20 protein-coding genes are annotated in these 20424 nt (G+C 69.3%); 5 read left to right on the top strand and 15 right to left on the bottom strand.

The features are described from left to right. The first annotated feature begins 36 nt into the window (after positions 1-36). Positions 37-900, top strand: coding sequence for an aromatic amino acid exporter YddG (gene yddG / locus EOW65_RS05410; protein ID WP_128148030.1), 864 nt, complete (start codon positions 37-39; stop codon positions 898-900). A gap of 34 nt (positions 901-934) precedes the next feature. Here the strand turns inward: yddG and EOW65_RS05405 are convergent, their stop codons facing one another. The 3 genes from EOW65_RS05405 to EOW65_RS05395 all read right to left on the bottom strand — a co-directional run bounded on the left by EOW65_RS05405 (position 935) and on the right by EOW65_RS05395 (position 2199). Then, positions 935-1108, bottom strand: coding sequence for a YdcH family protein (locus EOW65_RS05405; protein ID WP_113899214.1), 174 nt, complete (start codon positions 1106-1108; stop codon positions 935-937). Positions 1109-1225: 117 nt separating this feature from the next. Further along, positions 1226-1987: a tRNA1(Val) (adenine(37)-N6)-methyltransferase gene (locus EOW65_RS05400; RefSeq protein ID WP_128147963.1), complete on the bottom strand. Its 762-nt coding sequence runs from the start codon at positions 1985-1987 to the stop codon at positions 1226-1228. Further along, complete coding sequence (locus EOW65_RS05395; protein ID WP_128147962.1) at positions 1987-2199, bottom strand: putative signal transducing protein; 213 nt, start codon at positions 2197-2199, stop codon at positions 1987-1989. The genes EOW65_RS05400 and EOW65_RS05395 overlap by 1 nt, the downstream gene beginning before the upstream one ends. Before the next feature lie 63 nt (positions 2200-2262). Here EOW65_RS05395 and EOW65_RS05390 point away from each other — a divergent pair, with 63 nt between their 5' ends. Next, positions 2263-3264, top strand: a complete 1002-nt coding sequence (locus EOW65_RS05390; protein ID WP_128147961.1) for a polyprenyl synthetase family protein — start codon at positions 2263-2265, stop codon at positions 3262-3264. 19 nt (positions 3265-3283) lie between these two features. On the opposite strand, the gene EOW65_RS05385 is transcribed toward EOW65_RS05390, so the two are convergent. The 4 genes from EOW65_RS05385 to ygiD all read right to left on the bottom strand — a co-directional run bounded on the left by EOW65_RS05385 (position 3284) and on the right by ygiD (position 7762). After that, the gene (locus EOW65_RS05385) at positions 3284-4147 is read right to left on the bottom strand and encodes a 4-(cytidine 5'-diphospho)-2-C-methyl-D-erythritol kinase (protein ID WP_128147960.1); all 864 of its coding nucleotides are present in this window, start codon (positions 4145-4147) and stop codon (positions 3284-3286) included. Next, positions 4134-5831 carry a tetratricopeptide repeat protein gene (locus EOW65_RS05380; RefSeq protein WP_164880004.1) on the bottom strand — a complete coding sequence of 566 codons (1698 nt, stop codon included), beginning with the start codon at positions 5829-5831 and terminating at the stop codon, positions 4134-4136. Before EOW65_RS05380 ends, EOW65_RS05385 begins: the two co-directional genes overlap by 14 nt. A 133-nt stretch (positions 5832-5964) precedes the next feature. After that, a complete protein-coding gene (locus EOW65_RS05375; RefSeq protein ID WP_128147959.1) occupies positions 5965-6930 on the bottom strand; it encodes a glutathione S-transferase family protein in 966 nt (321 codons plus the stop codon). 10 nt (positions 6931-6940) lie between these two features. Then, the gene (gene ygiD / locus EOW65_RS05370) at positions 6941-7762 is read right to left on the bottom strand and encodes a 4,5-DOPA-extradiol-dioxygenase (protein WP_128147958.1); all 822 of its coding nucleotides are present in this window, start codon (positions 7760-7762) and stop codon (positions 6941-6943) included. Positions 7763-8156: 394 nt separating this feature from the next. On the opposite strand from ygiD, the gene EOW65_RS05365 reads away from it, so the two are divergent. Both EOW65_RS05365 and EOW65_RS05360 read left to right on the top strand, forming a co-directional pair. Next, positions 8157-10463, top strand: a complete 2307-nt coding sequence (locus EOW65_RS05365; RefSeq protein WP_128147957.1) for an arginine/lysine/ornithine decarboxylase — start codon at positions 8157-8159, stop codon at positions 10461-10463. A 291-nt stretch (positions 10464-10754) separates the two neighbouring features. Beyond that, the gene (locus EOW65_RS05360) at positions 10755-11324 is read left to right on the top strand and encodes a hypothetical protein (RefSeq protein ID WP_128147956.1); all 570 of its coding nucleotides are present in this window, start codon (positions 10755-10757) and stop codon (positions 11322-11324) included. Between the two features lie 6 nt (positions 11325-11330). On the opposite strand, the gene EOW65_RS05355 is transcribed toward EOW65_RS05360, so the two are convergent. The 5 genes from EOW65_RS05355 to EOW65_RS05335 all read right to left on the bottom strand — a co-directional run bounded on the left by EOW65_RS05355 (position 11331) and on the right by EOW65_RS05335 (position 16400). Further along, complete coding sequence (locus EOW65_RS05355; RefSeq protein WP_128147955.1) at positions 11331-12095, bottom strand: bestrophin-like domain; 765 nt, start codon at positions 12093-12095, stop codon at positions 11331-11333. Positions 12096-12106: 11 nt separating this feature from the next. Next, positions 12107-12802 carry a class I SAM-dependent DNA methyltransferase gene (locus tag EOW65_RS05350; RefSeq protein WP_240664512.1) on the bottom strand — a complete coding sequence of 232 codons (696 nt, stop codon included), beginning with the start codon at positions 12800-12802 and terminating at the stop codon, positions 12107-12109. A 501-nt stretch (positions 12803-13303) separates the two neighbouring features. Beyond that, on the bottom strand, positions 13304-14611 hold the full coding sequence (locus tag EOW65_RS05345; RefSeq protein WP_128147953.1) for a peptidoglycan -binding protein: 1308 nt from the start codon (positions 14609-14611) through the stop codon (positions 13304-13306). A 1-nt stretch (position 14612) separates the two neighbouring features. Then, entirely contained in the window at positions 14613-15806 is a 1194-nt protein-coding gene (locus EOW65_RS05340; RefSeq protein ID WP_128147952.1) for a biopolymer transporter ExbB, read from the bottom strand. Between the two features lie 60 nt (positions 15807-15866). Then, positions 15867-16400: a gamma-glutamylcyclotransferase gene (locus EOW65_RS05335; RefSeq protein WP_128147951.1), complete on the bottom strand. Its 534-nt coding sequence runs from the start codon at positions 16398-16400 to the stop codon at positions 15867-15869. Positions 16401-16463: 63 nt separating this feature from the next. Here EOW65_RS05335 and EOW65_RS05330 point away from each other — a divergent pair, with 63 nt between their 5' ends. Continuing rightward, positions 16464-17453, top strand: coding sequence for a DUF2125 domain-containing protein (locus EOW65_RS05330; RefSeq protein ID WP_128147950.1), 990 nt, complete (start codon positions 16464-16466; stop codon positions 17451-17453). On the opposite strand, the gene EOW65_RS20215 is transcribed toward EOW65_RS05330, so the two are convergent. The 3 genes from EOW65_RS20215 to hisC are packed head-to-tail and all read right to left on the bottom strand — an operon-like array spanning position 17441 to position 20369. Then, positions 17441-18352, bottom strand: a complete 912-nt coding sequence (locus tag EOW65_RS20215; RefSeq protein WP_240664510.1) for an extensin-like domain-containing protein — start codon at positions 18350-18352, stop codon at positions 17441-17443. The genes EOW65_RS05330 and EOW65_RS20215 overlap by 13 nt on opposite strands. After that, a complete protein-coding gene (locus EOW65_RS05320) occupies positions 18352-19281 on the bottom strand; it encodes a prephenate/arogenate dehydrogenase family protein (RefSeq protein WP_128147949.1) in 930 nt (309 codons plus the stop codon). The genes EOW65_RS20215 and EOW65_RS05320 overlap by 1 nt, the downstream gene beginning before the upstream one ends. Beyond that, complete coding sequence (hisC, locus tag EOW65_RS05315; RefSeq protein WP_128147948.1) at positions 19278-20369, bottom strand: histidinol-phosphate transaminase; 1092 nt, start codon at positions 20367-20369, stop codon at positions 19278-19280. Before hisC ends, EOW65_RS05320 begins: the two co-directional genes overlap by 4 nt. Between the last annotated feature and the right edge of the window lie 55 nt (positions 20370-20424).

Genomic DNA, 20424 nt, shown 5'->3' with positions numbered 1-20424 from the left:
CGCATGGTGCGGGCCTCTTTGCATTTCGAGGACCAGATGTCGCGCAAGCAGGCCACTTTGATCGGTTTTTCCGCCGTTGCCCTCTGGGCACTTCTGGCCCTTTTCACCGTCGGATCGGCCCCCGTGCCGCCCCTGCAGCTGAACGCGATCTGCTTCGCGATCGGCGGCGCCATCGGGTTGGTCTGGGTCGCCGCGACCGAAGGCTTCGGCGTGCTGAAGCGGATCTCGTGGAAGGTCTATGCCTTCGGCACGGTGGCGCTCTTCGGCTATCACCTGCTCTATTTCTCGGCGCTGCGGCTCGCGCCGCCGGCCGAGGCAAGCCTGATCGCCTATCTCTGGCCGCTGCTGATCGTGCTGTTCTCGGGCCTGCTGCCGGGCGAGAAGCTGCGCGGGCTGCATGTCGTCGGCGCGCTGATCGCCTTTGCCGGCGCCGCACTGATCGTCACCCGCGGCGGCATCTCGGCGCGGGCCGAGGCCCTGCCAGGCTATGGGCTTGCGCTGCTCTGCGCGCTGACCTGGTCAAGCTATTCGCTGATCTCGCGCCGCCTCGGGCAGGTGCCGACCGCGGCGGTCGCGGTCTATTGCCTGGCAACGGCGATTCTGTCCGCCGTCGCGCATGTCGCCCTCGAAGACACGCTCTGGCCCGTCGGGGCCCGCGGCTGGATTTCGGTCTTGGCTCTGGGGATCGGTCCGGTGGGGCTGGCCTTCTACACCTGGGACATCGGCGTCAAGCGCGGCGACATCCAGATGCTGGGCACGGCCTCCTACGCGGCTCCCTTGCTATCGACGCTCGCGCTGATCGCTGCGGGCGTCGCGGCCGCCAGCCCGGTGCTGGTGCTGGCAGCCGCAATGATCGCCGCCGGGGCCTTCCTCGCCGCCATGGCGGGTCGATCGCGCTGAACGTGGCCCGGCCGCCATCCGGGCCGGGAAGGCGTCAGGCGGTGACGCCTTCGAGGCGGCTGATCTGTTCCTTGATGCGGAGTTTCTGCTTCTTCAGTTCGGAAATATGCAGGTCGTCAAAGCCGGGGCGACGGATCGCCTTCTCGACCTCGACCGACAGGGCCTGATGTTTCTTGCGAAGTTCGGTGATGTGCGAACCAAGCGACATTGCAGTCTCCTCTCTGTTTCGGTCCCTTGAGTGCAACATGTTTTTCGAGTCGTGTCACGCGCCTGTCGCATCGGCGCGACAGAATGTCAGACTCGCTCGCGAAATCTTGCGAAAGGATCAGGACTGCAGGCGCAAGACTTCGCCGCAGCGCAGCACATCTTGCGCAATTTTCGTCAAATCCTCGGCATCGCCCGCGTGAACAGGCGCCGCATGCAGCACCAGCGGCGCGAGCAGGGCAAAGGGCCCGCGCCCGCCCTTGCGCGCCTGGACGATCACCCGCCCGGCGGCCCGTCCCGACCGCGCCGCGATCGGCAGCACCCGGATCGAGCCGCCCTGCCCCGCCATCGCGGTCAGCAGCTCGGGCAGGCGGTCGGCATTCTGGATCACCGTCAGCCAGCCGCCCGGCACCAGACGACGATAGCCCGAAACCACCCACTCGGCCAAGGGGGTCGCCTCGCGCTGTGCCATTTCGCGCCCCGGATCGGCGGCGGCGGTGCCGCCCTTCGGCGCGAAATAGGGCGGGTTGGCGATGACGTGATCGAAGCTGCGCGCCCGCAGGGACGAGGGCATCGCGGCAAGGTCTCCCTCGATCACCTCAAGGGCGATGCCATTGGCTTCGGCATTGGCGCGCGCAAGCGCCGCATAGGCGGGCTGAAGTTCCAGCCCGGCAAGCCGCAGATTGGGCACGCGCCAGCCAAGGCACAGGCTTGCCACCCCGGCACCGCAGCCAAGCTCGAGCACCGCCTGCCCCGGCCGCGCCGGGCAGGCCGCGGCGAGCAACACCGGGTCCATCGCCGCGCGATAGCCCTTGCGCGGCTGCGCCACCAGAAGCCGGCCGTCGAGAAAGCGGTCCTGCGTCAGCTCCTCGGGTGCGAACATCAGTCGGAGCCGATCCGGTTGTCGGCCAGAACCGCCCGCGCCAGAAAGGCGTCGCGCTCTGCCACCATCAGCCGGCGCGGCAAAATGCCGAGGCTGCCCTCGAGCACGCTCATATGGACGTCCATCTGAAAGGCCGTTATACCCTCGCCCTCGAGAAGGGCGGTCGCAAGTGCAAGTTTCACCGGGTCCGTAGTGCGCAGAAGCTCTTTCATGTTCCCTCACTTAGGGGCAGTGTGACGCCCTGTCGAGACGATGGGAAGCGGGAAGGAAGAAGAATGAGCCTGGACGACAAGGCCACGAAGCCGCACGACCGCCTGGCGCAGGCGCTGGCCGCCGAGATGGAGGCGGTGAACCTGCTGATCCGCGACCGGATGAGCTCGGAACATGCGCCGCGCATCCCCGAGGTGACGGCCCATCTGATCGAGGCCGGCGGCAAGCGGCTGCGGCCGATGCTGACCCTCGCCGCGGCGAAGGTCTGCGGCTATGAGGGGCCCTATCACGTCCACCTCGCCGCGACGGTCGAATTCATCCATACCGCCACGCTGCTGCATGACGATGTCGTCGACGAAAGCAAGCAGCGCCGCGGCCGGCCGACGGCCAACCTGCTATGGGACAACAAGTCCTCGGTTCTGGTGGGCGACTATCTCTTCGCGCGCAGCTTCCAGCTGATGACCGAGGCGAACAACATGCGGGTGCTGAACATCCTCGCCAATGCCTCTGCGGTGATCGCCGAGGGCGAGGTGCTGCAGCTGACCGCGGCGCAGGATCTGGCGACCACGCCCGCGACCTATCTCAAGGTGATCCGCGGCAAGACCGCGGCGCTGTTCTCGGCCGCAACCGAGGTCGGCGGCGTGCTGGCCGGCGCGCACGAGAACGCGGTGCGGGCGCTGCATGATTATGGCGACGCGCTCGGCATCGCCTTCCAGATGGCCGACGACCTGCTCGATTACGGCGGCGCCTCGGCGCAGATCGGCAAGAACACCGGAGACGATTTCCGCGAGCGCAAGCTGACGCTGCCGGTGATCAAGGCGGTGGCGGCGGCCTCGACCGAGGAACGCGCCTTCTGGGTGCGGGTGATCGAGAAGGGCGACCAGCGCGAGGGCGACCTCGAAGAGGCGCTGCGGCTGATGCACCTGCACGGCACGCTCGAGGCGACGCGCGACGAGGCGCTGGCCTGGGGCAACCGGGCGCGCGCCTCGCTGAACGCGCTGCCCGAGCATCCGCTGCGCGACATGCTGTCGGATCTGGCCGAGTACGTCGTCGCGCGGGTGAAATGAGCGCCCCCGCGTCCCGCGCCTAGAGGCGGCGGGGCGCGGCCGCGGCCGTCTGATCGCCGAGCGGGCCGCAGGCACTCCACCAATCCGGCCGCATCGCGCGCAGCTGCGCCTGCGCCGCGCGGGCTTCGCCCTCGCTTGCAAACAGTGCAAAGCAGGTGGCCCCCGATCCCGACATCCGCGCCAGCCGGCAGCCCGGCAGCGCCGCCAGCAGGTCCAGCACCTCGGCGATCACCGGCGCGGTTGCGATCGCCGGCGCCTGCAGGTCGTTGCGCATCTGTGCCAGCCAGTCGATGCAGGACGGCGCATCGGCAAAGGCCGGCAGATCGGGCAGCGGCGGGTTCTCGCGGCACGCCAGTGCACGGAACACGGCCGGCGTCGGCACCTCGAGGCGTGGGTTGACCAGCAGCGCAGGCAGCGGCGGCAGAGAAACAGGGCTCAACTCCTCGCCGATCCCTTGCGTGCGGGCGGGCGCGGGCACCAGGCACATCGGCACATCGGCGCCCAGCCGCTCGAGCCCCGCAACCGGCACCGCACCCCCGCGCAAAAGCGCGAGCCCGCGCAGCGCGGCCGCAGCATCGGACGAGCCGCCACCGATCCCCGAGGCCGGCGGCAGGTGCTTTTCAAGCGTGATCGCCGCCCCCTGCCCCGCCGGCAGCAGGGCCGCCGCGCGCAGGACGAGGTTTTCGGGCCCCTCGGGCACGCCGGCGCCCTCGGGCCCCGTCACCCGCAGCGCCATCGCGGGCGCGGGATCGAGCCGCAGCCGGTCGCCCACCGGCGCAAAGGCCACGAGACTGTCGAGCAGATGATAGCCGTCGGCGCGCCGCCCGGTGACGTGCAGCGCAAGGTTCACCTTCGCCGGGGCAAAGACCTCAATCGCCGGCATGGACCGTCGCCGGATGGAGCGGCGGCGCGCCCTCGGCCTTCAGCACCGCATCGAGCCCGATGTCGAGCTTCTTGCGCACCCGGTCCAAGTCGAGATCCTCGCCCGGGCCGAGGTTCAGCGCCCGGCGCCACTGGAACTCCGCCTCGCGCTTGCGCCCGACGGCCCAGTAGACATCGCCGAGGTGGTCGTTCAGCAGCGGCTCGGTCGGGTCAAGCTCGACCGCCTTCTCCATCTGCACCACCGACTCGTCATAGCGGCCGAGGCGATAGAGCGCCCAGCCGAGGCTGTCGACGATGTAGCCCTGATCGGGCTGGGCCGCGACCGCGCGCTTGATCATGTCGAGCGCCTCGTCGAGGTTGAGCTTCTTCTCGACATAGGAATAGCCGAGGTAATTCAGCACCGAAGGCTGTTCCGGGCTGAGCTTCAGCGCCTCGCGGAAGCCGGGCTCCGCCTTGTCCCACTGGCCCGAGCGCTCCTGCGCGATGGCGCGGGCATACCAGACGAACCAGTCGCGCGGCTCGGGCTCGCCCAGAAGCGCGATCGCCTTGTCATAGGCCTCGGCGGCTTCCTTGTAGCGCTCCTGCCGGCGCAGATCGTCGCCGAGCGTCGCCCAGACCGAGGGCAGCTCGGGATGCGCCTTGGCCAGTGCCTGCAGCACGCCGATCGCATCATCAACACGCCCCGCCTGCACCAGCACCTCGGCCTGGCCGAGCTTGGCGGCATGGGCGATCGGGCTGTCCGCGGGCACCTGCTCATAGGTCGTGATCGCGAGGTCGTATTGCTTCTGCGCCTCGAGGATCGCGGCGCAGAGCAGCAACGCATCGCCATCGGCCGGGCGCAGCCAGCTTGCCAGCCGCGCGTGCAGCAGCGCGAAGGCGGTGGAGGAATCCGAGTTGATCGCCTGCGCCACCGAGTAGAACACCTCGGCCTCGCCATCGGCGGCCGAGCGGATCGCGGTGAAGGGCAGCGTTTCCTTGTTGTCCAGCCCGGCGCGGATCGCCGTCAGCTCCGGGTCGAGGTTCGGCCCGAAACTGCTATCGAGGAGCTTGATCGCCTCGGGGCCGCGCTCGAGCTGCGAGAGCACCTGCACATGTGCAAGGATACCGCGCCGGGTGCCGTTCAGCACCTGCGCATACTTGCCGGTGAAGATCTTTTCGGCGCCCTCGTAATCGCCCACAAGCGCCAGCGCCAGCGCCTTGTGATAGAAGGCGAAGCCCTCGAGCCCGGATGTCTGCGCCAGCGCATCGAAGGCCTTGGCGGCATCGCCCATCTGCCCCTCGCCCACCAGCGCCCAGGCCCGGTAGAGCCCGCCCACCAGCGCCCCGGCATCGGCGCCGCCGTCGAGCAGCGCGATCCCCTTGGCGAAGTCGCCGGTCTTCGCATCCTGCGCCAGCATCACCAGCGTCGCGATCTGCGACGGGTTCTTTTGTGTCACCATCACCGCGGCAAGCGCCCCGGCGCGGTCGAAATCGGCCATCGCGACATGGGTCAGGAGCGCTCCGTCCTGCACGTCGCGGTCCTCGGGCATCGCGGCCAGCAACCGGTCGTAATAGCTGACCCCGGCGGCATAGTCATTCGCGACAGTGGCCGCGCGCGCCGCCAGATAGGGCCCCGCGACATCCGCTCCGGCCGGCGGCACGGCGACCGATCCCAGCAAAGCGGCAAGCAGGAGGGGGCGCAGCAAACGGGGGGTGGCGGGCACGGGCAGGTCCTTTCCGACGAATGGCCCGACCCTAGCCAACGGGCCGGAGCAACGCAATCCGGCCCGGCCCCCTGGGGCCCCGCCCCCTCCGCTTTACACGGCGATGTGACGCCCTTCAGCGCACCGCGGCGAGCAGCGCCTCGACATGGGCCGGGCCGACGGGACGGATGCCGTTCGGATTGAGCGCCTTGATCGAGTAATAGCCGCGGGTGATGTGGTCCATGTTCACGGTATCGATCACCCCGGGCAGGCGCAACATCCGCTCCAGATAGGCCGAGAGCCGCGGGTAATCGGCGATCTGCCGGCGGTTCGTCTTGAACAGGCCATGATAGGCCGCGTCGAAGCGGATCAGCGAGACGAAGGTGCGGATGTCGGTCTCGGTCAGCCGGTCGCCGAAGAGATAGTCGCCATCGAGCCGCGCCTCGAGCGCGTCGAGCATCTCGAAGACGCCTGCCACCGCCTCGTCATAGGCTTCCTGGGTGACGGCAAAGCCCGCCTTGTAGACGCCGTTGTTCAGCCGGTCGTAGATCCGGGCATTCAGCGCGTCGATCTCCTCGGCCAGATCGGCCGGATAGAGCCGCAGGTCCGAGGGCACCAGCCCCTCGAAGGCCGTGTCGAACATGCGCAGGATGTCGGCGCTTTCGTTGTTCACCAGCCGGTCGCGCTTCATGTCCCACAGCACCGGTACCGTCGCGCGGCCGGTGACATGCGGATCGGCGCGGGTGTAGATCTCGTGCAGGTAACGCGCGCCGAACAGCGGGTCCGCGTCGGCGCCCGGATAGCCACCGAAGGCCCAGCCCTCGTCCGAGAGCGTCGGATTCACCACCGTCACCGGGATCATCGCCTCGAGCCCCTTGAGCTTGCGCGCGATCAGCGTGCGCGAGGCCCAAGGGCAGATCAGCGCCACATAGAGCCGATAGCGCCCGGGCTCGGCGGCGAAACCGCCCTCGCCGGTCGGTCCCGCACTGCCATCGGGCGTGATCCAGTTCCGAAAGCTCGAGATCTGGCGCACGAAGCGGCCCTTCTCGTCGGCCTTCTGCACCGGCTGCCAGGCCTTCACCCATTTTCCGTCGACAAGCATGGCACCCTCCTCAGGCGTGGAACACGAAGGACCGCATCGACACCGTGCCAAGGTCGATCGAGCTGGTCATGAAGGTCAGGTCGTCGCGCGCGTCCGAGGCGCCGGCGATCGTCAGCGCGGGCAGGTAGTGGTCAACCGAAGGGTGCGCCATCTGCAGCAGGCTGCCCAGCTTCGGCCGATCGGCCAGCGCGGCGAAGTCGCGCTCGGCCAGACGGTCGGCGAAGAGCGTGTCGAACTCGATTGCGAAATCGGCGGGGCGGCCGTTGAAGCGCATGGCGCGCAGGTTATGGACCACGTTGCCCGAGCCGAGGATCAGCACGCCGCGGTCGCGCAGCTGCGACAGGGTGCGGCCGATCTCGAGCTGATGTTCAAGGTCGCGCGACATGTCGACCGAGACCTGGAACACCGGCACATCCGCGCCGGGATAGAGGTATTTCAGCACCGTCCAGGCGCCGTGGTCGAGCCCCCAGGTGTCATCGGTCTCGGCATGGTGGCTGGCCAGAAGCGTCGCCACCTCGCGTGCCAGATCGGGCGCGCCATGGGCCGGGTATTGCGCGTCGAACAGCGCCTGCGGGAAGCCGTAGAAGTCATGGATCGTGCGCGGCATCGCCGAGACATCGACCAGCGTCGTGCCGCGTGTCATCCAATGCGCCGAAACGACGAGAATCGCCTTTGGATGCGGCAGCTTGCGGCCAAGGTCGGTCCAGGCGCGGCTGTAGGCATTGTCCTCGATCGCGTTCATCGGGCTGCCATGGCCGAGGAAGACGAGCGGCATCCGCTCGGTCGGGGGCAGGCTGTCGCGCAGGGCGTCGAGGGTGGGAACGGTGCTCATCGAAAACCTCCTGATCTGGTGCGGGCGCTGCGGGCGGCCGGTGCGGCCTCCGCGCCGCCTGTCCTGCCCCGTGCCCCCCGGAACTGTTCCGGCTTGCCCAGAAGGTAGTGCAGGCGCTCCATCCACAAAATGGCGAAATCCGGGAAGCACTATCGCCCGATCGTTCATAATCGAGGCGCATTCCGCCCCGTACCGCCCCAGCAACCGGGCCCCGCACCGGCCCCGGTCACGGGCTTGTCACAGCCGCACCGGTACCCTGCCGCGCGGGGGCGCACAGGGCTCTTGACGGGGCACGCAACGCAAGGAACAAGGGACCCGCGCCCAGCCCGCCCGCGCATCCTGGCAATCTCCGGCCCGTTCCAACTCCGGGCCCCGCTCCCCGAAGGAGAGCCGCATGAAGTTCCGCTTCCCGATCGTCATCATCGACGAGGATTTCCGCTCCGAGAACTCCTCGGGTCTCGGCATCCGGGCCCTGGCCCAGGCGATCGAGGACGAGGGCTTCGAGGTGCTCGGCGTGACGAGCTATGGCGATCTGTCGAAATTCGCCCAGCAGCAGTCGCGCGCCTCGGCCTTCCTGCTGTCGATCGACGACGAGGAATTCACCCCCGGCCCCGATCTCGACCCGGCGGTGATGAACCTGCGCAACTTCATCGAGGAGGTGCGCTGGAAGAACGCCGAGGTGCCGATCTACATCTATGGCGAGACGAAGACCGCGCGGCACCTTCCGAACGACATCCTGCGCGAGCTGCACGGCTTCATCCACATGTTCGAGGATACGCCCGAGTTCGTCGCCAAGCACATCATCCGCGAGGCGAAAAGCTATCTCGAGGCGATCCAGCCGCCGTTCTTCCGCGCCCTGCTCGACTATGCCGAGGACGGCTCCTACTCGTGGCACTGCCCGGGCCATTCGGGCGGCGTCGCCTTCCTGAAATCGCCGATCGGGCAGATGTATCACCAGTTCTACGGTGAGAACATGCTGCGCGCCGACGTCTGCAACGCGGTCGAGGAACTCGGTCAGCTGCTTGACCACAACGGCGCGATCGGCGCTTCCGAGCGTAACGCCGCGCGGATCTTCAACGCCGACCATTGCTTCTTTGTCACCAACGGCACCTCGACCTCGAACAAGATGGTCTGGCACCATACCGTGGCGCCGGGCGATGTGGTGGTGGTGGACCGCAACTGCCACAAGTCGATCCTGCACTCGATCATCATGACCGGCGCGATCCCGGTGTTCCTCAAGCCCACGCGCAACCACTGGGGCATCATCGGCCCGATCCAGCGCTCGGAATTCGAGCCCGAGACGATCCGCGCCAAGATCCGGGCGAACCCGCTGCTCAGGGACTATGACGCCGAGCGGGTGAAGCCGCGGATCATGACGCTGACGCAATCGACCTATGACGGCGTCCTTTACAACACCGAGGTCATCAAGACCCTGCTCGACGGCTGGGTCGAGAACCTGCATTTCGACGAAGCCTGGCTGCCGCATGCGGCCTTCCACCCGTTCTACGGCCAGTATCACTCGATGGGCCGCAAGCGGCCGCGCACCCGCGCCTCGGTCGTCTATGCGACGCAGTCGATCCACAAGCTCCTCGCCGGCATCAGCCAGGCGAGCCACGTGCTGGTGCAGGACAGCGAAGAGACCAAGCTCGACCGCCATCTCTTCAACGAATCCTACCTGATGCACACCTCGACCAGCCCGCAATACTCGATCATCGCAAGCTGCGACGTCGCCGCGGCGATGATGGAACCGCCGGGCGGCGAGGCGCTGGTGGAAGAGAGCATCATGGAAGCGCTCGATTTCCGCCGCGCGATGCGCAAGGTCGACGACGAATACGGCGACGACGACTGGTGGTTCAAGGTCTGGGGCCCGGAGGAGCTGGCCGAGGAAGGCATCGGCCGCACCAAGGACTGGGTGCTGCGGCGCACCGATGCCGATGGCGTCCACCCCTCGGACGGCGAGGACAGCTGGCACGGCTTTGGCGACATGGCGCCCGGGTTCAACATGCTCGACCCGATCAAGGCGACGATCATCACCCCCGGGCTGAACCTCGACGGCCGGTTCGAGGACTGGGGCATCCCGGCCTCGATCGTGACGAAATACCTCGCCGAACATGGCGTGGTGGTGGAAAAGACCGGGCTCTATTCCTTCTTCATCATGTTCACCATCGGCATCACCAAGGGCCGCTGGAACACGCTTCTGACCGCGCTGCAGCAGTTCAAGGACGATTACGAGAAGAACCACCCGATGTGGCGCACCATGCCCGAGTTCTGCGCCAAGCAGCCGCGCTATGAACACATGGGCCTGCGCGACCTCTGCGCCCATGTGCACGCGCTTTACGCCAAGTATGACGTCGCGCGGCTGACCACCGAGATCTATCTGAGCGACCTGACCCCGGCGATGAAACCCTCGGACGCCTTCGCCCATATCGCCCGCCGCACCACCGAGCGGGTGGCGATCGACGATCTCGAGGGGCGCATCACCACCTCGCTCGTCACCCCCTATCCGCCGGGCATCCCGCTGCTGATCCCGGGCGAGGTGTTCAACCCGCGCATCGTCGAATACCTCAAGTTCAACCGCGAATTCGCGCGCGAATGCCCGGGCTTCGAGACCGACATCCACGGCCTCGTGCAGGAGACCGAGGCCGACGGCACGGTGCATTACTATGCAGATTGCGTCGCTGCCGGGGACGCGCAGGGCTGAACCTTCCGGGGCGCGGCTCGCCGCGCCCCGCTCTCGGCGATTGACCTGACGTCATTTTCCATGTGCAATGTTCCGGTGCGCCCCGCAGCCCACCGGATTTTGACATGAGCCATTTCAGCCTCAGGACGGCAGATCCGGGCGACCGGCACCGGGTTTCCGGCCGGTCGGCGGTGCGCCTGCCCCCCTTGCGCAGTGCCCCCGGACCCGCGCAAGGGGACAGGCGCGACTGACCACAGTTTCACCCCCGCGCCCGAGGCGTGCGCCACCGACTGAACCCAGGGAAAGACGACGATGAAACAGACGTTTGCCACCGCCCTCCTCGTTGCCGGCCTGCTCGCCGCGCCGCTTCATGCCGATGCAGTGGGCGATGCGCTCGAGGCGGCGCTTGCGGCCCATGCCACGGGCGATCTGTCGACCACCGCGACGCAGATCACCGTGGCCGCGAAGGAGGTGCAGGCGCTGCAAAGCGCCAGGCTCGCCGCGATGCTGCCCGAGGCGCCCGCAGGCTGGACCCGCGAGGTCACCACCGAGGGCGGACAGGGCATGGCGCTGATCGGCATGGCGGGCAATTTCGTCGAGGGGCGTTATGCCAACGCCGCGGGCGACAGCTTCACCCTGACCCTCACCGCCGACAGCCCGATGGTCGCCTCGATGGCGGGGATGCTCGGCAATCCGCAGATGATGGCGATGATGGGCAAGATCGCGAAGGCCGGATCGCAGGACATGCTGGAACAGGACGGCTCGCTCTCGGCGCTGGTCGGCGGGCGGGTGCTGGTGCAGGCGCAGGGAATGGACAGCGCGACGATGCTGCCGGTGCTCGCCACGCTCGATTTCGCGCGCCTGCCCGCCTACGACAAATAGGCGCGATCAGGGCTCGCCAGCGATCGCCGCAAGGATCGGCGCGGCGCTGATCGCGGCAGGCTCCTGAAACGGGTTGCCCTGCACCAGCACGATCGCGGCCGAGGGCGCGGCGGCCAGCGCGAAGAGCGCGGTCGCCAGCACTCCGGCCTTCGGCGCGCCCAGATGCACCGCCGCGATCGACAGGATGGTGAGGAAACCGAGCGCCGCCATGCCCAGCCATTTCAGCGGATTCAGATGGGTGCGCGACAGCGACACCCGCAGGTCGCGGTCATCGCGCAGCCGCATCACCTGGCGCAGCATCTCGGCCTGCACCACCTCGCCCGCGGCCGCGGCACTGCCCCCCGCGACCCGGCGCAACAGCGCATCGGCCGCCGCCGCCGCCGCAGGCGCCACCCCGCGCTCGCGCAGCTGCGCGAATTCGCCCGCCGCCGCCGCGCCATAGTCGCGCACGGCCCCCGCCATCGTCTCCCGCGCAGGCTCTGGCAGCGCCGAGGCCAGCACCAGCAGGCTGCGCAGACTGTCCGCCTCGCGAAAGACCGCATCCATCGCCCGGTCGCGCGCCGACCAGGTGTCATTCGCGATGAAGGCAAGCGTCAGGCCGAACAGCATCGCATTGACGTTGATGAAGGGCGCCACCACGCCGCGCCAGGGCACCGTGCGCGACGCGACCGCCGGGCGGTTCAACAGGTGATCGACCGCCCAGACCGCCGCCAAGGTGCCGATCACCGCCACCGCGGCATAGGTGTAATGCTCATAGGCCAGCGCGTTCATCCCGCCTCCTCTCAGGCGGTGACGACCGCCTCTCCGATGGCCGCCATCATATCCGGATTGCGCCGGGACAGAACCACGAAGCTCTCGATCTCGGCGCCCCGGTCGCGACGCAGCATCCCCCGCCGCACCGTCACCTCGCCGAACCCCGCCTCGGCTAGCAATGCCCGCAGATAGGGCTCGGAATGCGCATAGCGGCGGCTCTCGCGCAGAACCAGCGGCTCGGGCCCGTCATGCGCCTCGGTGGTGAAGGCGAAACTGCCCCCCGGCACCAGCGCCAGCGCCACCCAGCCGACGATCCGCTCGAGCGCGCCGAGATAGGAAAAGACATCGGCCGCCGTCACCAGATCCCACCGCTCGGCCGGCACCGGCAGCGCCGACAGATCGGCCTTCTCCAGCCGGTCATAGATCCCCTTCGCCCCGGCCTCGCGCAGCATCTCGGCCGAGATGTCCCACCCCTCGAGCCAGCCGGCGAGCGGACGCAGCTCGGCCCCCATCAGCCCGGTGCCGCAACCGAGATCCAGCACCCGACCGTGGCACCCGCCCAGCCCCGCCCGGATCAGCTGCGGCCCGCGATAGTCGAGCGTGCCGACCAAGGACGCGTCGAAATGGCTGGCATACTGATCGAACAGCGTCTCGACAAAGGCCGAGGGCATGGTCTCGGCCGCCGGTCGCGGGCGCAACAGGTCAAGCCGCAGCGCCGCCCCCATCACATCGGCCGGGTCTAGCCGCAGCGCCTCGGCAAAGGCCTCGGCCGCCCCCGGCAGATCGTGCTCGGCGCGGATCTCGCCCAGCCGATACCAGCCCGCTCCCCAACCCGGCGCAACCTCGAGCGCCTGAGCATAAAGATCGGCCGCCGCCGCCGCCTCGCCCGCGGTCAGCAGGCCCTCGGCATAGTCGGCGCGGCGATCGGCGATCAGATCGCCGGAAGAAAACTGGGGGGGGGGTCATCACAAGGCTCCTGAACACACGGGCAAGGGGTCAGGAACGGGGGGTTACGACAGGGGCTGACGCATGATCGACCTAGGCAGGGGACAGCGCCAGATGCAGCGCCGCGCGGCACCCGTCAAGCCCCCGCGCGCGCCCTCGTGATTTCGTGAAAAACCGCCCCCGGCTTCCAATTGCCGCAAATATCCCGGGGGGCGTGGCCGCAGGCCACGGGGGGCAGCGCCCCCCTGCCCGACCAAGACCGCAGGCCTCCGCCCGCCGTCTCAGCGCTCGGTCAGCTTCAGCTCGATGCGCCGGTTCTGCGCCCGCGCCGTCTCGCTCGTGCCACCGACCACCGGCTGATACTGGCCAAAGCCCGTCGCCGCCAGCCGCCGCGGCGGAAAGCCCAGATCGTCGATGAGGTAGCGCACCACCGACAGCGCCCGCGCCTGGCTCAGCTCCCAGTTGTCGCGAAATGCCCCCTGCCCAGACAGCGGCGTGTCATCGGTGAAGCCGTCGACCTCGAGGATCCAGGAGATCGTCGGAGGGATGTCCGAGGCCAGCTCGCGGAAGGTCTCGGCGACGCGGGCGATCTGCGCCTTGCCCTCGGGCGAGAGATCCGCCGAGCCGAGCTGGAACAGCACTTCCGAGGAAAAGACGAAACGGTCGCCGACGATGCGCACCCCCTCGCGGCCCTGCAAGAGCTGCGACATCCGCCCGAAGAACTCGGACCGATACTTCGCCAGATCCTGCGCCTCGGCCTCGGCCTTCTTGCGCGCCTCGGCCTCCAGCTCGGCGCGGCGCTTCTGCTCGGCCGCGGTCTGGGCAAGCGCCGCATTCAGCTGCGCCCCCAACGTCTCGACCTGCACTTTCGAGGCCGCATCGCGCGCCTGTGCGGCATCGAGCACCGATTGCAGCTCGCCAAGCTGATTGCGCAACGCCGCGATCTGCACGTTCAGCAGCGCCACCTTCTCGGCATTGCGGTCGCTGAGCTGGGTCTGATCGGCCAGCGCCTTCTCGGCCACCGCGCGCAGCGCCGCGGCCTTCTCGGCCTCGGTCATCTGCGTCGCCAGCTGCTGCTTCAGCTCCGCCTCGGAGGCCTGCGCCGCGGCCAGCAGGGTCAGCGTCTCGGCCGCCTTCTGCCGCTCGGCCTCGAGCGCAAGGGTCATCGCCGCGACCTCGTCGCCCGAGGATTTCAGCTTGGCCCGCAACTCCTCGATCGTCGCCTTGTCGAGCTTGAGCGCCGCGGCGCTGGCATCGGCATCGGCCTTCGCCGCATCGCGCGCGGCGATCAGGCTGGCCACCTGCGCCTCGAAATCGGTGATCTTCTGCCCCGCCGCATCCAGCTGCCCGGCCAGATCCTTCGCCCGCGCCCGCTCCAGCGACAGCGCCTGCGACAGGCCGTTCACCTGCTGGGTCAGCGCGGTCAGCTCGTTTTCCTTGCTGGTGATCGTGTCGCGCAACATCGACTGCATGATCATGAAGATCGACAGCACGAAGATCAGCACCATCAGCAGCGCACCCATGGCGTCGACGAAGCCCGGCCAGACATTGGTCGAGAACCGCGCGCCGCCGCGGCGGGGGAGCGCCATCTCAGCCCTCCTGCCCGCGCGGGCGGGTCAGGATCGCGCGGGTCAGCGCGGCGAAATCGTTGCGCAGCTCGGCCATGCTTTCCTGCCGGCCGGCCGACAGCTCCTCGAGCAGGCGCAAAAGCTGCAGGTCGATCGAGCGCAGCCGCATCCGCATCTCGGCATCGACCTCGCTGTCCTGCGCCGCAGCCGCCCGCTGCGTCAGCGCCTCGAGCGCGGTCACCAGCCGGTCCTGCCCGCCCGCCATCTTGGCGAGCGACGCGCTTTGCTCGGCGCGGGTCGACAGATCGGTGCCAAGGTTCTGCGCCAGCCCGGCGAAGGCGTCGGTCAGCTGCGCAAGCTGCGTCTCGGTCTGCCCGCGCGCGTGCTCAGAACGCACGAAAAGCGTCTGCAGCGCGTCCATCTGCTCGGCCATGTGGTCGAGGATCTCGACCACCGCCGAGGCCTCGCCATCGCCCTCGGCGGCGGCAAAGCTGAGCCGGGTGATCGAGGAGATCCATTCCTCGAGCTCGCGATAGAAGCGGTTCTGGCCATGCGTCACGAACAGCTCGAGCAGGCCGACGACCAGCGACCCGGCAAGGCCCAGCAGCGAGGAGGAGAACGCCGTGCCCATGCCGCCCAGCTGCGATTCAAGCCCCGTCATCAGCCGGTCGAAGACCGCCGTCGCGGTCTCGCCGGGCTGCGGGGCCAGCGCGCGGATGGTGTCGACCACCGCCGGCACGGTCGTTGCCAGCCCATAGAAGGTGCCCAGAAGACCGAGGAAGATCAGCAGGTTGGTCAGATAGCGCGTGATGTCGCGCGCCTCCTCGATCCGGGTGGCGACGGATTCGAGGATCGAGCGGCCGGCCGTGGTCGCGATCGAGCGGGTGGCGCCGCGGCTGCCCAGCAGCGCGGCCAGCGGCGCGAGCATCTGCGGCGCCTGCAGCTGCGGCCGGCCGGGGCGGTCGGCGGCAAAGCTCTCGATCCAGCTCACCGCCGCGACCAGCTGCGCCACCTGCCAGAAGCAGGTCAGGATGCCCAGCACGAAGACCGTACCGATCAGCCCGTTCAGCCAGGGGTTGGCGAGGAAGACCGGGAAGATCCGGGCATAGGCGAACCAGCCGCCCGCGCCGACCAGCGCAAGCGCCATCAGCATCAGCGTGACCTGCCGGACCGGCTGGGAAAAATGCGGCTCGGGCCGCCGGACAGGGGCGCGCATGGTCTGCCTCTCGCTTGTTCTTGGCGCGAGGATAGGCGGCGGCTGCGACAGTGCCAAGACTTAACCGGCGAGGTCGCGCACCCGTGCGGCAAGCGCCTCGAGTTCCGGGTCGGGAATGCCAAGCGCGCGCAAATGTTGAGCAGTGTTCCACAGATAGTCGCGGTTCGGCCCGCGCGCGCCCGCGGCTCGGGCGATGATCTGCGCCTGTTCCTCGGCGCCAAGCGCGCAATATTGCGGCCCGGCAGGGTCGATGACATAGGCCAGCACCGAGACCTGCTCGCCCTGCTCGCAGGTCACCGTCAGGCGCCGCTCGAGATAGGCGTCCGAGACCAGCTCGCGCGCCCGAATCGCGGCCAGAACCTCTTCGGCCTGCGCCTCGGGCACGCGCAGCGCAAGGCCGGTGCAGCTTGCCCCCTCGGCCGCATCGAGGGCCAGCACAAGCCCCGGCGCTGCACTGGTGCCGCGGAAATGGATCGAGCGCATGCAGAAGCTGCGCGCCCAGCCGTCAAGCCGTGCGCGGCGGCTCTCGGCGGGCGCGAAGCCCGGGTCCCAGATCAGCGAGCCATAGCCGAAGATCCATAACGTTTCGGTCATTGCGCTGGCCCTCCTGCGGGGGCGTGGTTACATGGGAGGCAGGTCTTTGGGAAGGGGGCAGCGATGCGCTGGCTCGGAGCGATCACGGCCCTTGCGGCCCTTGGCGCAGCGGCAAGCTGGGGCGGCGGCACGCTGCTCGCCCGGCAGGCGGCCGAGGGTTTTGCCCGGCTTGCAGCCGAGGGGCGCGGCGGCGCGGCCTCGGTCAGCGCCGCAGGCTTTCCGCTGCGCATCGGTGCCGCGGTGACGGCGCCCGCGCTTGATTTCCCCGAAGCGGGCGGACGCTGGCAGGCGCCCTCGGCCGAACTCGCCGCGCCACTCTGGGCGCCGCTCGACTGGCGCATCGCCGCGACCGCGCCGCAGGAACTGACCCTGGCCGGGCAGCGCTTCACCCTTGCCGCCACCGACAGCGTCGCGACGCTCGGCCTCGGGCTTGGCGCCGCACTGCCGCTGCGCCGCGCGACCCTCACCCTCGACGCGCCGCGGCTGAGCGTCGAGGGCGCCACCGCCCCCGCGCTGGCCGCTCAGGACGTGACCGCCACCGCGACGCGGGCCGAAGACGGGCGCTGGCAGATCGTCGCCGGAGCCACGGCGCTTGCCCTGCCAAAGGGTCTGAACGACAGCCTCGCCCCCGGTGCGGGCCTGCCCGACGTGATCGAGACGGTCACGGTCGATGCGACGGCAAGCCTCGACACCCCGCCCGCGCTGATGGCCGAGCGGATGCCCGAGCTGACCGCGCTCGATCTGAGCGACGCGCATCTTTCCTGGGGCGGGCGGGCGCTCGATGCCCGCGGCGCGCTCACCATCGACGCCGGAGGCCGGCCCGAGGGCACGATCACGCTGTCAACCCGGGACTGGGCCGCCTGGCTGAAGGTCGCGGTGGCGGCGGGGCTGGTCGAGGCGAAGCGGGTGCCGATGCTGACCACGCTCGGCGCCTATCTGGCGCAGCAGTCGACCGATGGCGCGGTCGAGCTGCCCCTCGCCTTCGCGCAGGGGCGGATGAGCCTCGGCCCGGTGCCGCTTGGCCGCGCACCGGTGCTGGTTCAGCGGCAGTAGGGCCCGCCGCGGTTCGCCGCGGTGTCGACGTGGATGTGATCCTGATGGAAGCGATCCGACTTCGGGCCGAGAACCGTGCCGAAGGGACCGCAGGCCGAGGCATGCACGGCCTTCAGCAGCCGCGCGTCCCTCTTCCAGCCGGCGAGCACGGTGATCGTCTGGCCATTGCGCAGCCGCAGCCCCGACAGGTCGACGGCATGGCCGCGGCCGTGCTCCGACACTTTCGCACCGCGCTGGTTGTTGCGCGGCCGGCACATGTAGGAGCCCGCAACCTCGAGCCGCGCAAGCCCGCCGCCGCGGTTGCCCACGGCCGGCAGGATGCCGCGGTCGATCCAGCGCTTGAAGGCCACCGCAGTGTTGCAATCAACCTGGATCGGCAACGACAGCGGAATCCCCGAGATCGCCGTGACCTCGACGCCGTCGGGCAGGCCGCAGCCCTGCACGCGCGAGGCAATGGGCGCGATCGGATGACCGGTCAGCCCCGGCACGCCGCACAGTGCGCCGCTGCGGCCGGGCGCGGCAAGACGCTTGGCCGGACCGGCCCCCGAGACCTGGATCAGCTGTTCGCGCGGGGCGGCGGCCGTCGGGGCACGTGCCACCGCGGGCTTCGGCAGCGGCCGCAAGGCGGCGAGCGCCAGCGAGGCGGTCTCGGGCTCGGCGGCAAGCGCCCCCGCGGCAAGGCTGGCCCCGGCGGCCGGTCCGGCCTCTGGCGCCAGAGCCGCCGGACGGGCCTGCGGCCGCACCGGCACGGCAGCCGTCAGCAGAAGCGGGGCGTCGGGCGCGGGGGCGGCATCGGCCGGGCGCGCCACGGGGCGGGGCGAGGCGCCCGGCGCCTCGGCATGGGCAAGCCCCGCGCTCAGGCTCGCGAGCAGCGCGACCAGTCCCGCCGCCCGCCGCATCACGCCTTCTTCTCCGGCACCGGCGCGCCACGGCCGAAGTCGGGGGCGGCGGTGTCCTGACCGGCCTCGATGATGCCGCGGCGGATCTCGCGGGTGCGGGTGAAATAGTCGAACAGCATGTCGCCGTCGCCCATCCGGATCGCCCGCTGGAGCATGAACAGCTCCTCGGTGAACCGGCCGAGGATGTCGAGCGTCGCCTCGCGGTTGGTCAGGAACACGTCGCGCCACATCGTCGGGTCCGAGGCCGCGATGCGGGTAAAGTCGCGAAAGCCCGAGGCGGAATACTTGATCACCTCTTCATGCGTCACCCGGCGCAGGTGATCGGCGACCCCCACCATGGTATAGGCGATGAGGTGCGGCGTGTGCGACACGACGGCCAGCACCAGATCGTGGCGATGCACGTCCATCTCGTCGACATTGGCGCCAAGACCGGTCAGGAAGCTGCGCAGCCGCGCAAGCGCCGCGGGGTCGGTCGCCTCGAGCGGCGTGAGCAGCCACCAGCGGTTGACGAAGAGCGTGGCAAAGCCCGAGCGCGGCCCCGAATGCTCGGTGCCGGCAAGCGGGTGGCCCGGGATGAAATGCACATGGCCCGGCAGATGCGGCGCCACCGCCTCGATCACCGCCTGCTTGACCGAGCCGACATCGGTGATGGTCGCGCCCTCGGCCAGATGCGGGGCGATCTCGGCCGCGATCGCGCCCATGGCACCGACCGGCACCGCCAGCACGACAAGGTCCGCGCCCTGCACCGCCTCGGCCGCGGTGTCGCAGACCCGGTCGACCAGACCGATCTCGCGCGCCGTCGCCCGCGTCTCGGCCGAGCGGGCATGGCCCACAATCTCGCCCGCAAGCCCCTTCGCCCGCATCGCATGCGCCATCGAGGAGGCGATCAGACCAAGGCCGATCAGCGCAACGCGCCTGTATTCCGTCATGCCGACGCACCCGCCTTGAACTGGCCGATCATATGCGCAACGCGCCGGCACGAGGGCTCGTCGCCCACGGTGATGCGCAGGCAGTTCGGCAGGCCATAGCCCGCGACGCGACGCACGATCAGCCCGTCCTTCTTCAGGAACTCGTCACAGGCCACGGCCTCGTCTTCCGAGCCGAAACGGGCGAGGATGAAGTTCGCGGTCGAGGTGTCCGACGGCACCCCCTTCTCGGCCAGTGCCTCGGCCAGCCAGCCGCGCAGCCGGGTGTTGTCGTCGCGGCAACGCGCGATCCAGTCCTGATCGCGCATCGCCGCCTCGGCGGTCTCGAGCTGCGCGGTCGACAGGTTGAACGGGTCGCGGATGCGGTTCAGCACGTCGACGATGTGGCGCGGGCCGTAGCCCCAGCCGATGCGCAGCCCGCCAAGCCCGTAGATCTTCGAGAAGGTGCGGGTCATGAACACGTTGGGCAGCCGCGTCGCCAGCTCCGCCCCGCCGTCATAGCCCTCGACATATTCGGCATAGGCGCCGTCGATGACCAGGATTGCCTGCTTCGGCAGCCCCGTGGCCAGACGCTCGAGCTCGGCCAGACCGATCATCGTGCCGGTCGGGTTGTTCGGGTTCGCCAGGAAGACGAGCTTCGTCTTCTTGCTGCAGGCCTTCAGCAGCGCGTCGACATCGGTGGTGCGCTCGCGCTCGGGCACCGCGACCGGGGTCGCCCCCGCGCCAAGCGCCGCGATCCGATACATCAGGAAGCCGTGTTCGGTGAACAGCACCTCGTCCTTCGGCCCGGCATAGGCATTGACGATCATCCGGATCAGCTCGTCCGAGCCGACGCCGCAGATGATCTGTGCCGGGTCGAGCCCGTGCACCTCGCCGATCGCCTGACGCAGCCCGGCATGGTCGGTCGAGGGATAGCGGTTGAGCTTGTGCACCGCGCGCGAGAAGGCCTCCTTCGCCTTGTCGGAGGGGCCGAACGGGTTCTCGTTCGAGCTCAGCTTGATCGCGTCGCTGAGCCCCGCGACATGCGCGGCGCCGCCCTCGTAGAGGGCGATGTCGAGAATGCCGGGCTTCGGGCGGATCAGATCGTTCATGGCGGGGTTCCTTGCTCTCGCCGCCGTATTAGCCGCGGGCGCCGCACATGGGAAG

The sequence above is a fragment of the Paenirhodobacter ferrireducens genome (assembly GCF_004022265.1).
Classification (GTDB): domain Bacteria; phylum Pseudomonadota; class Alphaproteobacteria; order Rhodobacterales; family Rhodobacteraceae; genus Rhodobacter; species Rhodobacter ferrireducens.
The sequence above is the reverse complement of the archived record's forward strand: the minus strand, read 5'-3'. Positions and strand labels throughout refer to the sequence as shown.